Consider the following 15109-nt stretch of genomic DNA (forward strand, 5'->3'; position numbering starts at 1 on the left):
ACTCGCTACAGGAGTATTTTGATGAAGGTAGAACTTAAGAACGTTAATGGAGAAAACCAGCCTATGGAAGTGGCATCTCTAATTATCACACTGAGTAATGGTGAAACAATAGAAATCAGTGAAGAGAAACAAGGCCGCCCCGCGCACCTGTCGGAAGGCATAACCATCTGGGGCGGCCGTATGCCCCAGGAGAACGCTAGCCTTGAAGAACTGAAGGAGTCAACCCGAATGCTGGGGATATACCCGTTGGCAGCTAATACCCTGCATCTTTTTCCATTGAAAAAATAATCTGGTGATGGCGTAAGAACCTGTGCTGCTGTTTCCAAAAGTATAATTAGCACTCAAGGTCCGCTTGGCACAAAGCAGACGCCCATCCTCACGCGAATGCTTTGCCCTTTCCTTATCAACAACCCAATAGCTTGCCCCACAACCATGGTTTTTTTATTAGAATTGTTGCCATATTATAAATCAAAATAAATTGACTTTATTAAATATCTATCAGATATCTATATGGTCACCGTGAATTCTTTCTGCATTTCCTCGGGTTGCGGTCGGAATAAATAAATGCTGCCTTCCATGACAGCATGTGGATATTAACGAACTAGGTGCAGGAAGTGCAGATGTTTTTCATACTGGTCGAGTATGTCATTAATAAGCTGTTCCTGATTCCAGCCCATCACATCATAATTTTGACCACCTTCTTTGAGATAGACCTCAGCGCGATAATATCGATGTTGTTCAGCATGATGCTCATCATTATCCATCGCAGCTAGGGCGAATGTCGGTGAGTTATACCCGCGAAGCCTCACTTCATAAATATAATTCAGCTCGTTGCCCAAATCGACTTCAAGTCGAATACGATCATCGGCAGCGTCACTGATATGGCTTATCGTCCCCTGCTTGTTCAGTTCTTCCTGAACGAGCGTCATGGCGGGTTGGATAACGTCGTCCATAAAGCGTTTCACAAGAGAACGCTTCGGCAGATAAGCTATATTGCGCAACCTTCTCTGCCACGGAATTGGGTTACGTGCAGCCGTCGGAGCAATAGTCGCCATGCTCAGGCTTTCACGCTTAGTCAAATCCCGACGCAGGGCTTTTAACAGTCCGTATATGGATATCAATAAGATAGCTGAGAAGGGTAATGCACTTGCTATTGTCACCGTTTGCAGCGCGCTTAGCCCTCCTGCAAGGAGAAGCGCAATAGCAACAATTCCCATGAGCGAGGCCCAGAAGATTCTCTGCCAGACGGGTGTGTTTGCCACCCCACCTGATGCCAGAGTATCTACAACCATTGCCCCCGAATCAGCAGATGTGACAAAGAAGACAATGACCATCGCCATTGCAATGAATGACAGTACGGAGGAGAACGGGAAATGCTCCAGGAAATTGAACAGGGCCAGAGCAACATCCTGCTGAACGGTATTGGCGAGGTCAGTCGCCCCCTGGTTCATAATAAGATAGATCGCGCTGTTACCAAATACCGTCATCCACATGAGCGTAAAGCCGGCAGGAACAAACAGCACACCGGTGACAAACTCGCGAATGGTTCGGCCGCGGGATACCCGTGCGATGAACATCCCCACAAACGGCGACCATGAAAGCCACCATCCCCAATACAATAATGTCCAGCCTCCCAGCCAGTTGCTCGACTTAGGTTCATACGCGTAAAGGTTGAACGTTTTACTCACCAGTTCTGAAAGATAACCGCCCGTATTTTCCACAAATGACTTCAGCAGAAGCACGGTTGGTCCCAGACACAGGACCAGCGCCAGCAACAACAACGCCAGGCCCAGATTGAGCTCAGACAGGATGCGTATTCCCTTGTCCAGGCCCGACACCACTGAAATCGTCGCTAACCCCGTGATGACCACGATCAGAATGACCTGCACAGTTTCATTAATGGGTATCCCGAAAAGATGGTTCAAACCGGCATTCACCTGCAAAACACCGTAACCCAACGATGTAGCAACGCCAAAGACCGTGCCTATAACAGCGAAAATATCAACCGCATGGCCTACAGGCCCGTATATGCGATCGCCAATAATGGGATAGAGTGCGGAGCGCAGCGTTAAAGGCAAACCGTGACGGTAACTGAAGAACGCCAGAATCAGCGCCACAATGGCATAGATTGCCCATGCGTGCAGGCCCCAGTGGAAGAAGGTCAGACGCATTGCTTCCTTCGCTGCCGCAACGGTCTCTGGAGTGCCGACGGGGGGCGAAAGATAATGCATCACAGGTTCGGCAACGCCAAAGAACATCAGGCCGATCCCCATCCCTGCCGAAAAAAGCATCGCAAACCAGGAGTGGTAGCTGAAATCAGGCTGCGCATGGTCCGGGCCCAGCTTGATATCGCCGTAGCGTGAGAGTCCCAGGAACGTGACACTCAGTAAAATCAGGGCCACAGCCAGGATGTAGAACCAGCTGGCATTCGTGAAGATTTGTTGTTGAAGTAGTTTAAAATTTTTGTCGGCAACATCCGGGAATACGGCGGCAAAGGCGACAAGAAGGAAAATTAACAAAGCAGATGTAAAGAATACTGCTTTGTTAATCTGGCTTTTAGACTTCTTTGGGATTATATCATTTTCACTCATAATCATTTATTCCATTAATTTAAATCCGCATTGGATAAAGGGTACTACCACTCATAGAGTAGCAAAGTTCAACTGACAATGCGGCATTAATCGGAACGCATGGTGCAACGAGGTTCGATACAAATCATCTTATATATTCATATTTTTAAAGGGCTCCTTAGCTAGTCAGCCTTCCACTTCTTGGGGCATTAAATTTGCATAATCTGCATCAGACTTGGGATATACGTTAATTGAAGCAATATTGATTACGAATGACCAGCGTCTGCTTCTGGGCACATAGCAGCCCTTAAGACGGCGGCTCGTCGTCATGGGGAGATCGGAGATTCAAATCCTCTCGTGCCGACCAAAAATCATCTAAGAACCAGCCTGTTACGGCTTTTTTATGTCTGTTTTCTGAGCGGGGGATACTCCGGGGAATAACTGGGGAGAAACACAACCATAACTTTTAAATTTGCCTGGCAGTACAGTGACTGTGTAGTTGATGATGAAAAACCGGGTGTCTGCTGACATCAACAGACCCCGTAATTACACAGCAGTGCATATTGGATACGCTATATCCTTAGCGAGTGGGTAAATTTATAGTCATTACAAAGATGGTTGTCATTAAATCTTTGTGATTGATATCTAATATTTTTAACTAAAATCTTACCAAGATCATAAATGGTCAAATAACCACCAATTGAGCATAATTATTCTTTCCCATGATGTGTTTCTATCTACATCACCGGGCAGTCATCAAACTCCGCATTGCTGGCATCATTAATGATGTAAGTAATCACCCCGAATATAGCGGGTGCAGAACCGTAACCGTCATCATCTACTGGTAGCGCCTCCCTTCTCCCGCTCTCCAGATTAATCAGATGGGGTTGAGGATGAGTCCGATATCGCTTGATCCTGAACTCCCCGTCGATTGCACATATCAGCAGTGAACCATCGCAGGCAGTAAGTGACGCATCTACCACAAGCAGCGCTCCCTGGAGTATCCCTTCCCTGAAATGTGAACGCGATGCCCGCATGAAGTAAGTCGCTGCTGGCTGGCTGATAAGCTGCTGATCGAGTGAGATCCTCGTTTCAACGTAATCGCTGGCCGGTGAAGGGAACCCCATGGCTATAGTCCTCCGTTTGGATTGAACAGCTGAAAGGTTCGGTTCTCGCCTTCCTGCGTGGAGACATCGCGGAATGTTGTCACATAACATTCTATCCAATCGTTGGCCTGCTTCGGCGTCCAGTGCCAGTTAACCTTACCCAGTTCCTGGACAAACCGCTGTGTGGTGACAGTCTTCCGACCATTCGGTTCTCGCTGTATCGAAGCATGCCAGGCTATTTCAATATCGCTACGTCGTGGCATCATTAACCCCTTCTTGAATACTGGATAAAAAAACAGTATAAATACTGTGTATCCATCCAGTAAAGAGGCAATAAGCAATGTTCGTGGAACTCGTTTATGACAAAAGGAATTTTGATGGTCTGCCCGGTGCAAAAGATATCATTCTGGGCGAGTTGACCAAGAGGGTTCACCGGATTTTCCCCGATGCTGATGTCCGGGTTAAACCGATGATGACGCTGCCGGCGATCAACACTGACGCCAGCAAGCATGAGAAGGAACAGATAAGCCGTACTGTTCAGGAAATGTTTGAAGAGGCTGATATGTGGCTGGTTTCAGATTAAACGCCTTGAACCATCATATCGCTTGAGTTGTATTAGCTCAGACCTGAGCTGGCAGTCTTATGGCACAGAGCCAAACCTAACCTGACAGTCCACTCTGTGCCAAAAGCGGAAGTTGCTCACACTTAGTTGCTTTAATAAGCGACGGGCAGGTCATTGCTGTCAACCTACCTATTATCAGTGACATTAACAAATTTTCATAGCATTTATCTGTGGTTAAGAGTTATATTATTGGGCGTCTCTTGTCGAATTTCATAACTTTCTAATTGAAAATTTAGGATTTCTGATGAAAATATCTCTTATTTTTGCCTTTCTCCCTATAGCTATCTCATTTTTTTCATTATGGGTGAGTTTTATTCATGGTAATAATAGGAATAAAACTGGCATTGTTGATACTCTTTCTAAAGAACTAAGTAATAAGAGAACAACTCCTTATATAATCCAAGTGTGTGTATCTAGAATACATAACAGCAGACCTATCCCATTCAATATTTTAAAAAAACTACTCCATTATAATAATGCATTGGAAATCATCCAGCTTTTTTCATTTGGTAGAAAATTACTTGATATTCTTAAATTCTCAGAGAGTAACAATCGTATTGTAGTGGGGTATTCAGACACATATAACACATTAACTAGTAGGTTAATTAGCATGCTCATTTGTTTTTCGTCTTTATCTATATGCTACTTTACATCTGTTTATCTTATGCTTGAAATGATGAAATCAATTGATAGGGCAAGTTCGATGGGAGGCGTAGGATTTATTGAATTCGGTGAGATAATTTTTAAAACAATAGGATTGATCTTTTTTATGTTTATGACATTTATATTTTCTTGGCAATTTATGATCATTTTTAGATCTGGAAAAAGAATAAGTAAAATCCAAAAATTAATTAATGACAACTATTCCATGCGCAATCATTGTAGAAACGGGTAGGCCGTAAATTATAAAATAGGCCAATATAGCTGTTAAGACCATTAAGTCCGCTTCCGCTCTACAGCTGACCTTTGGCCTAGTTAGCACGTCAGCTCTGTGCCAGGAGCGGACGTTGCTAACAGCGTAGTGTGTTAATCTATAGGGCGCAGGTCAGCTGATCTCTAATCAACTGTTTGAATTCTTGAGGAGCAGTAATATGGCAGTAGTTCCTAGACAAAACGCACCAAGTAAAAAAAAGATCTGGCAGTACTGGATTGACAATGGAATTCAAAGAGGTTTGGATGATACGCGCTATGATAATGCGTGTGATTTCAATGTATGTGTCTGCTGTGGCCGCGAATCCTCAAAATTGGAGAGGGCGCATATTATCCCTCACTCACTAGGCGGAAGTAATGATGTCTCAAATTATATTCTGCTATGCAATAAATGCCATAGAGAAAGCCCAGATATTGCTAATGAATCTGCGCTTATTGAATGGATGAATGAGCAACCTACTGAAATGGAAAGCATGTTAAGACTAATCCAACAGGAAATGGATAAATATAATAAAGAAACTCAAATGGCAGTTAATGAAATTCTTATCAAAGAAATTTTCAGTGAGTTGTTCAAAAAGGCAGGAGCACATGGTGGTAGAATTTCTGATGCAACCAAGGTGTATATTGTTAGGGAAGCTTTGAAAAAAATATTTAGTCAGGCCACTTTATAAATTAAAATAATTATAGTCATTCAGTTTGACCGGTCTATTTAATGTTAAGTTTTACTTTACATTAGATTTAAATTTTCTTTTAAGGAAATGCCCGATCTTCGCTCAAAACTGCCTTTCAGGAAAGCTTAATGCGAGATTTTACCTGGCCCTAAGAGCGCTACTTTACAAAATGAAGTAAAACAAAGCCTTCATCTTTTGTTAACATCTGTTTTCCTGCGGGTATCAATCATCCTGACATACATCTCCCTAAATTCCTTATTCTGCTTGATTACCATTTCCTTGGGCAAGGATGCACGCTCATTATTCCATTCATTAACGATATCCTCGCACTCCTTATAAGCATCATTAACAATATTCTCAGCAGGAATCGTCGTGTTGATATAGGGAATAGTATGTTTGTTCAAGCATCTAGAGATGGGAGGACCATAATCATGGTCTTCGGCATGGAGGGGAAGAGCGAAAAGTAATGTAAACAGTGTTATAAATCTCATTTTCAGTTTTTCCTTGTAGAGACAATGTGGCCAGAAACGCCTGTCCTCTACAGTAATATCGATTTTATGATGAATAGTTAGTCGCTGAAGAAAGTTATTATGCATATTCTATGACGGCATTACACAATGCCAGCCAAGTGAAAGCCATCCTATCTCAAAATCAGCTTGCGAAAGTTACAATGTCTGCTCCTCGCTCAAAGCGGACTGGCAATCATTCAATACTCGCACTATCGAACGTTCGCCAGTTCGCCGCCGCCCGTTCTTGCATACGACGACGCGTGGCGTCTTCTCAACACCGCGCAGGAAATTTTTTGTATAGCGTGGACACCCCGACATCATAAATTATAGCCACACGTTTTCTTGACTCACCTGCAGCAATCAACCTTCCAGCCTGAGCCTACTCTTCTGCGCTTAACTTTGGCCGTCTGCCGCCGATCCGACCATCTTCGCGCGCAGCAGCTAAGCCAACCCGTGTTCGCTCAACAATAAGCTCTCTCTCCATCTCCGCCAACGCCCCATGACATGAAAGAAGAATCTCCCCATGACTGTCCACGCGCGCCTATCCATCAGGGCGCACACCGTTTTTGCCCAGCACACTGCCAAGTGAGGCAGCGAACCCGGAGTATTGCTTAGAATGACGTGAATGTCATACATGCTGATGTGCCTCCTTATCAGAAGAGTAATCACGGAACACTCTGGCAACACGTATTCTGTAGAATAAAAAAATTGACTGTTTACCTTCTTTCTGTGCTGCCAAGTGCATAACATTTTGCTTCCATCCTGCTACAGATTCCTCATCTTCCCACCATGACAAAGAAAGAATTTTTCCGGGCGCGCTCAGGCTCTGGTAGCGCTCAATAGAAATAAAACCCGGCGTGTCTGACAGTAAAGGCTTCAGTTCGGCAGCAAGCTGAAGATATCTTTCCTGTGCCTCTGGCAGGGCGTCAGCTTCAAAAAGTACCGCAATCATGATTTAGCTCCGTCGTTAATTTCCGATCAGTTTATTACCGACGAAAGTATGACGCTTCGGCCAGCACCGAAGTATGTATGCTGCGTAAGAAGTGGAGGAAACGGATAAAAGCTAACTGAACGATGAACAGGAGATGAATCGCCACGGATTTAACAGACACCTCAGAGTCATTTTTGGACTGACCCCGCCCCGGTAGTGTCATAGACATCCAGCAGATTGGCCCTGATATGTTCGTCGGAAAAGTGGAATAGATACTGATCGGGTTGGATTTTAGCTATTACTGTTCCCGCACCTGGCTGCGTAACGTGCCGGAACAGTAAGCTCATCAAGGCGCGCCGCCAGTTTAGTGCTGACAGAGCGCTGATAAGCAGCTTCAAAAATAAGGCATTCTGTATAACGCAGCCCGAGGCGTATCCCTGCTGACTTTCGAACCGGAATCATCACTGTCTCTTCCACTTCTTCAATCTCTGGCACGAACTCATCATTAACAAGCTTGTACTGAAGCGCGTCTTCTACTCTACGCTCGACCGTAACTTCTACGCCGTCAACAATACCGGACTCCCTGATAACTCCCGGCCCACGCTTCTGACGTGAAACAGTCCTGATTTGAGGTTCGAATACTTCTTCGAATATTTCGTCTTCACAGAACAACGCGTAACGGCGCGGATCCAGCCCCTCAGATTCAAACGCCGTAGCAACATCCTGTGCAATCAGCCCTGCATGTAGCCGCGCGTCCTCACCTTTTTCATTCAGTGACTCCAGTATCTGATAAATTGTCGGCGGCACTTTAGCCCATGCCCGTAATTCAGCATCGGTTAACGCTCCACGTGATTTTTTCGTCGTTATATCAGAGGTGTTGATTGCAGCAGTACCCGCATAGATAACTGACGCGCGTGCGCTCGGCGTCCCTACAGAGGAATTATTATCCGTTTTAAAATCAATGTTACCCGCGAACAGTGACCTGCCTGACTCAAATACGGCAAAACCGGTTTTTGGCGAAGCCTCAGCCTTACCGATGCCAACCTGGAACCTTACAGGATCTGCCAGCGAGGTTTTGTATTCAGAGAATCCGCCAAGTGCCGCGCAGTAAGGATCTGCGATTGTATGTCCTCTCCCACCGGCAAAAGCGTAGGGAGTATTAATGGTATTGCCGTAACCGAAAGCTGCTGAGTTTTGCGCCTGAGCAGCAAACATATTCAGGCGGCCCCATGCTATAGAATAACTCGCACCGGACTCCATCGTTACCTGATACCCTCCAGCAAGCGCATTATTTGCAGCTGTACATTGATAACCCCAGTGAATCGCGTGCGACGCAGCAGGGCCGTTCGCCGGAAAATCACCCGTTGTGGAGCCTGCACTTACCAGGCTCGAAAATTTTGCCAGCGCGATGGCCTCGCCACTCCACGGACCCGCCCCCCGGGCAGAGAACGCTGCAAGAGTATGGCGGTGTGTGACCCCGCGTTCATGCAGTGCTTGCCAGATTCGATAATAGCCATGTTCCCAAAGGGATGTACCCAGCCAGTGCGTGTAATCTCCCGCACCATCAACGTCGTATTGTGTCTTTAGTCCTGCAGAGTTCACATAAATGCAGTTGCGGTTGTGGTTTTCACAATAATCCAGTTGCGCCTGCCAGACCTGGTAACGCATGTGTAATCCGCTCATACCCATGATAAACATCGGTGTGGTATCAGACATCCAGCTTTCAGCACGAAACTGCCTGTCCAGCGTGGCAAGCTTGCTGCGGTAATCCGTAATGGTATCTGTCAGTCCGTTAGCTTCCCCTTGCGCAAAGACAACCATATCGACTCTCGTCTTCCCTGTGGCGACAATTTCCGGTGAGGCCAGCGCCGCTTCAACCTTGCCTTTTATCGCTGCGTAGCGGACTGAGTTAACCCCCTCCCCTGTCCAGTCCTCAATGGAACGCCCACCTGCCGCATCATAGATGATGAACACCTTTTCTGCCTTAAACTCATCCACAAGGCGATGTGCAAATGCCAGCGCTATATTGTTGTTGCCGCCGTTCCCGTTCGGACTGGAGCGTGACAGCGGTGGACGGGTATAATCACTGCTTCCCCAGTCGCCCGTTGCACCATCCCAGATAACGATTTTATCGCTTGCCGGATTAGGCCCTCCACTATTTGCACCGACTGCATTCGACTGTCCGGTAATGACAATAATGAAGATTTTCTGAGCCAGTATCTCACCCAGCGTCAAATCACCCAGTCCTACCAGCCAGGCTCCATCCGGTAGTGCCAGTTCCTGACGCAGCATGTCAGCGTCCATCAGGACCAGATGATTAACATCCTCTGCCCAGCTTATGGCATCCGTTCCGCGTGTCGTGAATGGAACATCCGTTGCTGTATTCAGTCTCCAGAACTGCCCCTGATACCGGATTGTCTGATTTCGTGCAGTGAAAGTAAGAGGACCGTCCTCGTAATCGCCGAGAAAGTCATATCCGGACTTAACAAGAAATTCCTGAAAGGCAGCAGAAAAGCGGGCAAGTTGTTTCTCATGAGCTGACTCCATACCGTGCCAGGTTTTACGGGAATGTCCAAGACGATCATTGCGTCGATCATTCACCTGGTCATTCATCAGATAATCCATGTTTTGCGCGTTATCGTTAAGGTCTTTTGCAGCAGCAGATCCCAGCGAGTTGCCGGTGTTATAAGTCGTCATATGAGCCTCATAAACGAAAAAACCCGCCGAAGCGGGTGATAGTTAAGTAGGTGAAATCAGGCTGTATCGCCGGGATATGTTGCATTGTCGTGATCGTAGAAGCTGGGTTTATACTGTTTCGCCGTTATCTGACATGTGCCGTCAGATTGCGGGGCTATCTCTGAGACAAGAGCGTTATAGCCCACTCGTGAAGAGTCGCAGAAAATCAGGCGTGGCGGTTCAATGCCGGGATCATCAAGAATCATGTCATCGAACGTCGCCAGGTAAGGTACGGAAACCCGGTAATCACCTGCACTGGTCGCCACCATTAGTGAGGAAGCCGAACCATCCTGATAACGAATCAGCACGCGAGGATTTGGAAACGACCAGTCAAGCCGCTCTGTCACCGTGAATGTCGTTGTGCCATCCACAGACGCCATCGACTCAATCAGTGTGCTGACCGTCTGGCTACCGGGTATATCGTCAGTCAGCACGATACGGTCGCCGATGTTATAGCAAAGTGCGTCCAGCTCAGTAGATGTCGTATGGGTCAGCCGCTGCTGCTGATACTTCATCAACCGGCGCATGCCGATTTGGTACGCGCGATCACGATCAAGCACACCATCAAGAGTGTAGTCTTCGATTTTGACAGGGGTTGGATTATCCGGGGTCCGGCACTGTACCGTCTCCTCAGCCCAGGTCGTTCCGTTGATATACGTTACATCAACGCCGTCATAATCGTCACCGGAGGGAGCAACGAATGCAGTTTGCAGGTCTTCAGTCATCTCATGCGGACTGATAACCCCGGACCATGGCTTTACGCCTTCACGCGCAACCGAAGCAAGCCCGTCCGTCAGCAGAAAATAACTTTTCCCGGCGTTGGCTATCTTCTGCAAAACCTCCAGCGCAGATGTGCTGTCAGTCGTCTCGAAATCGAAAAACTCATTGCCAGGCGTCCAGTACGCACTTTCCAGCGCATCAATGGCGTCGGTGTCCATATCCAGCCCCAACGAGTTACCAACGTGGTACAGGGCGCCAGAGATGCTTCTTGGTGCGCCAGTGTCGTAAATCCTTGTCGCTACCACGTTCACCCGGCGATCGGACTGAGCGGCCAGCTTGCCGCCTGTTTCCACCGTGACACCCATCGTCGTTACGCCAGCGTACGATGACGGCGAGGTCAGAAGGCGGCCACGCAACGATTGCCAGTACATATTATCGCGGCTGTTATCCTGTCCCTGCTCGTTAGTGCGTCGACATCGCACTTCAACAAGGCCAGGAGAACTCAGCGTGATGCGCTCAGTAAAACCAAGACCATTTATATTTTTTGTATTATACGAGCCGGTTTTGCTCAACCATCCAGAACCAGAGCCATAGACGCGGTACTGAACTTCCCAGCGAACCGTTCTGTTTTGTTTTCTCCCTTTTTTGTCGTACCAGCAAATGCCATTCGGGAAGAAGAAATTCACTTCAAACATGTCGATGGTTTCATTATCCGGGCATGCCAGAAACGGCCCCATCCAGGAATCATTCTGGTTAACGCCAGATGCGTCAAAATCAAGCACGGTGCGCGCAACGAAACCCGGCCATGTGTTATTGACAACGCCGTCAATCAAGCGCTGAAGAGTCACACTTGTGCCGTCAACGTCGAAAATTTTGTACTGATATCCAGCGTGAGAAACGGAAAGCCTGATATCCCCCTCTGGAATACCCGTAAAAGGCGTACCGGTGTCACTCTCATAAGCCAGCGTTACCGAGGCGGTGACTTCCTCTTCTTCCTCTGTCGCGTCTGCATGCGGCGTATACGAAGCGATAAACAGGCTATAGTCGACGCTGTTGTACCAGAGCGTTACCGGCATGCCGACATAAGGGGCGAGTTCCGCCAGATTGTCACTGGTAATTCGGCTGTATGCGCCATCGTTGGTTACAACAAACTGATCGGGTACGATTAGCTCAACCGTTGCGCCAGCAATCCACGAATCAGGCAGCTCGTTTGTTGCAGTATCGTCGTCAGCGCTTAATCCGTTAAACGTGATTGTGTTTCCAGACACCGTCAGTGACTGCGCAACAACATCATCCTTGTCCGGCGCCGTCTGGGCCATATCCAGCCCGGCGCCAGAGCTGGTGCCTCCAACTTCAGTGGAGTTAAACCAGTTTTCGCTACGGCGGTCACCAGCCACATTCTGGCCGGGCTGAAAAACGGTGTACGCGAAACTATCACCCAGCGATGAAACAGGCGTGGCACCAACACGCATATCCCCTTTGCCGAATGAAAATTGTCCGAATCCCAGCGCGACGAACATTTCAACGGTCATCACTGTCGGATCATCCTGGCTGAAGCGGGTTACCGGCTGTACTACGTAATCGGGGTAAATTCGGCGGCGTCCGAACAGCTCACGAATCGGCTCCCCAAGCTTAGCCTGGTTGGCTTTAGCCGGGTTTACATCGAGTGAATTGCCTGTTCCTGATGAATATCCTCCCGGATCGACCGCGCCTGGTGCAAAAAATAGCGCATATGCAACGGATGCGGCAGAAATAGCAACAGCTATCCACGCAATTGTCCCGGCCTCCAGCCCGTAAGGGATCGGATAGATACGTACTTCACTGGATGGGGCTATGACATAATCGAACCATTCCGTTGCGGGAATATTTTCGCCATCAACTTCAACCGCAATCGGGTGTTTAATATCTGAACGATAATTATCAACGTTGCTCGACAACCACTGATGAAGAGTCAGTGCGCCATGTTCATGTATTTCCAGCGGCTCGCCGGGTAACCGGGATGGATAAATTCTGATAGTCACTGCCAGAACTCCACTTTAACAAACCGACGCATAAAGCGCGGCAATGGAAGGATGGTCACGTTGGTCTTTGGGTTGCATTCCACAACATAAAGTTGCTCGTTGATATCCACCACGACTGCAACATGCGTCACCGTTGAACCGGAATAGCAATAAACCCCTGCACCAGCGCATGGCTCGCATTGGGAAAGAGTCAGTGAGAAACTTTTTGCTTCTCGGTCAAGGCCACCATCGTCTTTAGTCACTCCGGCAAAATCAGGCCATTCATGAAGCCCCAGATCGCGACGCACTTCATTCACGATGCCGAAACAGTCAAGTTCAGGGTAAGCGCGTCCGCCCTTCAGCCATGTGACTGAAAGGTATTTATCTTGATTGAACATTGAAACTCCTTAGCTCATGTAACGAAGGCCAGGATAGAACGGGAGTGTGTAGCGATAGCGGGGCCAGCCTGTATCCAACACGTTCATGTACCCTGCGATAATCTGCGCCTGCGTCGCGGTCCAGTACCCGTTTTTAACCGTCAGGGTATAAGGACGTTCGGCGGGAGCGGTTAAATCGTCAGAGGTAAACTGGCGGTAAGTTACTGTGGCGCCACGCAAGTTTTCCAGCGCGCTACGCACGGATGTCGATGCCTCGCCATTAATGTTAGAGACTGCAAACTGCAGATCCTGTGTACCGTCGCTGTTTCGCGCAGGTAACGCAACGTCGATGGTGCTTGCGATAAATGTCACTTCTTCGCCGGTTTCCGTTGTCGCGGTTATGTCGTCATAGCCATCACAGAGATACAGAGCATCATCACCGATGTTGATTTGTAGGGTTTTGATAATGACCTCTTCACCGGAAGAGGCGTACAGTCGTTTTAAAGTCGGGCTGGTCATGCTTCGGGCCACTCCCTGTTAAGCGCAATATCAATGATGCTGCTGTTGATGATGTAATCCGGGAACTCAGCCCAGCCATCGCCAAGAACAGGACGTGTCCATAGCTCCAGCGTCGCGGAGAACTGCCAGTAAATCGGGGCGACCAGCGTCGGCCCCTGATAGATATCGGTGAACCGGCATTTATAGAACTCAACGCCCAGCGGGGTCTGTAGTCGCATAAAAAACCAGTCAGCACCGTCAGTGATCGTTTCGCGGTACCAGGCCTCAAATAGCTGGGCCTGAATGTCCGTTTCAAAAAGCCACTGCACATTTGCCTGTGTTGGCGTGGAAATGAATGCCCGGCGCTGGCGGGCACGGCCGGTTGTCATTTCGGTACGCATTAACGGACTGACTGGCTGAAATGCATAGCCATCCTGAAGCGGCATAGGGAGATAGTCGTGGGGGTAGTATTTTTCTGCCACTTTTCCTCCGGGCATAAAAAACCCACCGTTAAGCGGGTTCTTGACCTAAATTTGTTATCCGTCAGGCAACATCAGCACCATGGTTCAGATGGCGAAGAGATTCAATGCCGTTGGTGTTATTGCGGAATGCTTCAACCTGCTTAGTGGAGTGAGCCGACTTATCCAGAAAGAATTTGCCCTACTGCTCAGTTTTGAGGTTGTTCGCGTTAGCTATGCGCCCGATTTTATTGGCGCTGACGCCGATTTTCTGTCCAGCCTCTGCTGCCGTGTAATAATGCTCTTCAATCACCGGCAGCGGGATAGCGTCATGGACTCTTACCCGCAATTAGATACGATGAAGTATGAGTAGATATGGTGAGTTAGAGATATCTTGAGGGCATCAAGTAAATGGCACTAATTGTTAAAAAGCCCACCTGAGTGGGCTATGCGTCTTTAATATGGAATTTGCTTAAGAAATCTTTGCATGGCGTAAAACGCCTTGCTGTCACCTTGTGAATCAATGATTGCATCCGACATCACGCCACTACCAGTTTCAACAAAAATCCAAGCCTTTTTAGCTGTTGATAATTTCTTGATTAAGTCTAAGGGCACAAGGTAATCCTTGCGGGACTGTGCATATGCTGAGTAGTTAGCTAAAGGACGCTCATAACGAGTAAGATCGCCACCATCACGCAGTTGATACTTTTTGCCATCTATCTCGAAGTAGGCACTTCTAACAAAATCAGTAGTGTTCATCAGGGAAATATTGAGAAGGGCGGTATCTTTCTCACTTTCAGCCCAGAAAGCTCCAATTGCTATACACTGCATACTTTTGCAATCAGTTCCATGTGGCTGCATTAACACCGTCTTACTTCCGCTATGACGATCAACTCCGGTTATAGCTTCCTGCCCTTGATTATTAGCGCATCCAGTCAAAAATGAAGCGACAAAAGCCGCTAACAATAATTTTTTCATATC

Annotated in this window: 13 protein-coding genes and 4 pseudogenes; 5 read left to right on the top strand and 12 right to left on the bottom strand. The window is 47.6% G+C overall.

The features are described 5' to 3' along the window. Window positions 1-21: 21 nt before the first annotated feature. Window positions 22-288, top strand: coding sequence for a hypothetical protein (locus HV352_RS13405; RefSeq protein WP_047417991.1), 267 nt, complete (start codon window positions 22-24; stop codon window positions 286-288). Window positions 289-593: 305 nt separating this feature from the next. Here the strand turns inward: HV352_RS13405 and betT are convergent, their stop codons facing one another. Both betT and HV352_RS13415 read right to left on the bottom strand, forming a co-directional pair. Beyond that, window positions 594-2591, bottom strand: a complete 1998-nt coding sequence (gene betT / locus HV352_RS13410; protein ID WP_047418455.1) for a choline BCCT transporter BetT — start codon at window positions 2589-2591, stop codon at window positions 594-596. Between the two features lie 716 nt (window positions 2592-3307). After that, window positions 3308-3840, bottom strand: a pseudogene (locus HV352_RS13415) (S24 family peptidase). A 3-nt stretch (window positions 3841-3843) separates the two neighbouring features. Between HV352_RS13415 and HV352_RS13420 the strand changes: the two are divergent. From HV352_RS13420 to HV352_RS13435, 4 genes and pseudogenes are all read left to right on the top strand, one after another. Then, a pseudogene (locus HV352_RS13420) lies at window positions 3844-3924 on the top strand (DinI family protein); the annotation flags it as partial. A 92-nt stretch (window positions 3925-4016) separates the two neighbouring features. Then, a complete protein-coding gene (locus HV352_RS13425; protein WP_003840850.1) occupies window positions 4017-4259 on the top strand; it encodes a DinI family protein in 243 nt (80 codons plus the stop codon). A 283-nt stretch (window positions 4260-4542) separates the two neighbouring features. Then, entirely contained in the window at window positions 4543-5193 is a 651-nt protein-coding gene (locus HV352_RS13430; protein WP_101699969.1) for a hypothetical protein, read from the top strand. Window positions 5194-5389: 196 nt separating this feature from the next. After that, window positions 5390-5899, top strand: a complete 510-nt coding sequence (locus HV352_RS13435; RefSeq protein ID WP_052134161.1) for an HNH endonuclease — start codon at window positions 5390-5392, stop codon at window positions 5897-5899. A gap of 188 nt (window positions 5900-6087) precedes the next feature. Here HV352_RS13435 and HV352_RS13440 read toward each other — a convergent pair whose 3' ends face one another. The 10 genes and pseudogenes from HV352_RS13440 to HV352_RS13480 form a co-directional block, all read right to left on the bottom strand. After that, window positions 6088-6390: a hypothetical protein gene (locus tag HV352_RS13440; RefSeq protein ID WP_052134162.1), complete on the bottom strand. Its 303-nt coding sequence runs from the start codon at window positions 6388-6390 to the stop codon at window positions 6088-6090. Between the two features lie 289 nt (window positions 6391-6679). Continuing rightward, a pseudogene (locus HV352_RS13445) lies at window positions 6680-6939 on the bottom strand (helix-turn-helix domain-containing protein); the annotation flags it as partial. Between the two features lie 97 nt (window positions 6940-7036). Next, window positions 7037-7360 (bottom strand): antibiotic biosynthesis monooxygenase, encoded by a 324-nt coding sequence (locus HV352_RS13450; RefSeq protein ID WP_047418003.1) that lies wholly within the window; start codon window positions 7358-7360, stop codon window positions 7037-7039. A 270-nt stretch (window positions 7361-7630) separates the two neighbouring features. Further along, entirely contained in the window at window positions 7631-10036 is a 2406-nt protein-coding gene (locus HV352_RS13455; RefSeq protein ID WP_072034388.1) for a sialate O-acetylesterase, read from the bottom strand. Between the two features lie 56 nt (window positions 10037-10092). After that, on the bottom strand, window positions 10093-12816 hold the full coding sequence (locus tag HV352_RS13460) for a host specificity factor TipJ family phage tail protein (protein WP_047418004.1): 2724 nt from the start codon (window positions 12814-12816) through the stop codon (window positions 10093-10095). Further along, a complete protein-coding gene (locus tag HV352_RS13465) occupies window positions 12813-13193 on the bottom strand; it encodes a hypothetical protein (RefSeq protein WP_047418006.1) in 381 nt (126 codons plus the stop codon). Before HV352_RS13465 ends, HV352_RS13460 begins: the two co-directional genes overlap by 4 nt. 9 nt (window positions 13194-13202) lie before the next feature. Next, window positions 13203-13691, bottom strand: coding sequence for a DUF1833 family protein (locus HV352_RS13470; protein WP_047418008.1), 489 nt, complete (start codon window positions 13689-13691; stop codon window positions 13203-13205). Next, window positions 13688-14152 carry a hypothetical protein gene (locus HV352_RS13475; RefSeq protein ID WP_047418010.1) on the bottom strand — a complete coding sequence of 155 codons (465 nt, stop codon included), beginning with the start codon at window positions 14150-14152 and terminating at the stop codon, window positions 13688-13690. Before HV352_RS13475 ends, HV352_RS13470 begins: the two co-directional genes overlap by 4 nt. Window positions 14153-14213: 61 nt before the next feature. Continuing rightward, a pseudogene (locus tag HV352_RS23690) lies at window positions 14214-14462 on the bottom strand (phage repressor protein); the annotation flags it as partial. A gap of 122 nt (window positions 14463-14584) precedes the next feature. Then, on the bottom strand, window positions 14585-15106 hold the full coding sequence (locus tag HV352_RS13480) for a hypothetical protein (protein WP_131382546.1): 522 nt from the start codon (window positions 15104-15106) through the stop codon (window positions 14585-14587). Window positions 15107-15109 lie beyond the last annotated feature (3 nt).

Source organism: Citrobacter sp. RHBSTW-01044, from assembly GCF_013781945.1.
Classification (GTDB): domain Bacteria; phylum Pseudomonadota; class Gammaproteobacteria; order Enterobacterales; family Enterobacteriaceae; genus Citrobacter; species Citrobacter braakii.

Excerpts from the sequence above, each read along its gene's own strand:
- HV352_RS13465 (WP_047418006.1), bottom strand. The coding sequence starts at position 13,193 with ATGTTCAATCAAGATAAATACCTTTCAGTCACATGGCTGAAGGGCGGA.
- HV352_RS13440 (WP_052134162.1), bottom strand. The coding sequence starts at position 6,390 with ATGAGATTTATAACACTGTTTACATTACTTTTCGCTCTTCCCCTCCAT.
- HV352_RS13405 (WP_047417991.1), top strand. The coding sequence starts at position 22 with ATGAAGGTAGAACTTAAGAACGTTAATGGAGAAAACCAGCCTATGGAA.
- HV352_RS13470 (WP_047418008.1), bottom strand. The coding sequence starts at position 13,691 with ATGACCAGCCCGACTTTAAAACGACTGTACGCCTCTTCCGGTGAAGAG.
- HV352_RS13435 (WP_052134161.1), top strand. The coding sequence starts at position 5,390 with ATGGCAGTAGTTCCTAGACAAAACGCACCAAGTAAAAAAAAGATCTGG.
- HV352_RS13455 (WP_072034388.1), bottom strand. The coding sequence starts at position 10,036 with ATGACGACTTATAACACCGGCAACTCGCTGGGATCTGCTGCTGCAAAA.
- HV352_RS13480 (WP_131382546.1), bottom strand. The coding sequence starts at position 15,106 with ATGAAAAAATTATTGTTAGCGGCTTTTGTCGCTTCATTTTTGACTGGA.
- HV352_RS13425 (WP_003840850.1), top strand. The coding sequence starts at position 4,017 with ATGTTCGTGGAACTCGTTTATGACAAAAGGAATTTTGATGGTCTGCCC.
- betT (WP_047418455.1), bottom strand. The coding sequence starts at position 2,591 with ATGAGTGAAAATGATATAATCCCAAAGAAGTCTAAAAGCCAGATTAAC.
- HV352_RS13450 (WP_047418003.1), bottom strand. The coding sequence starts at position 7,360 with ATGATTGCGGTACTTTTTGAAGCTGACGCCCTGCCAGAGGCACAGGAA.
- HV352_RS13430 (WP_101699969.1), top strand. The coding sequence starts at position 4,543 with ATGAAAATATCTCTTATTTTTGCCTTTCTCCCTATAGCTATCTCATTT.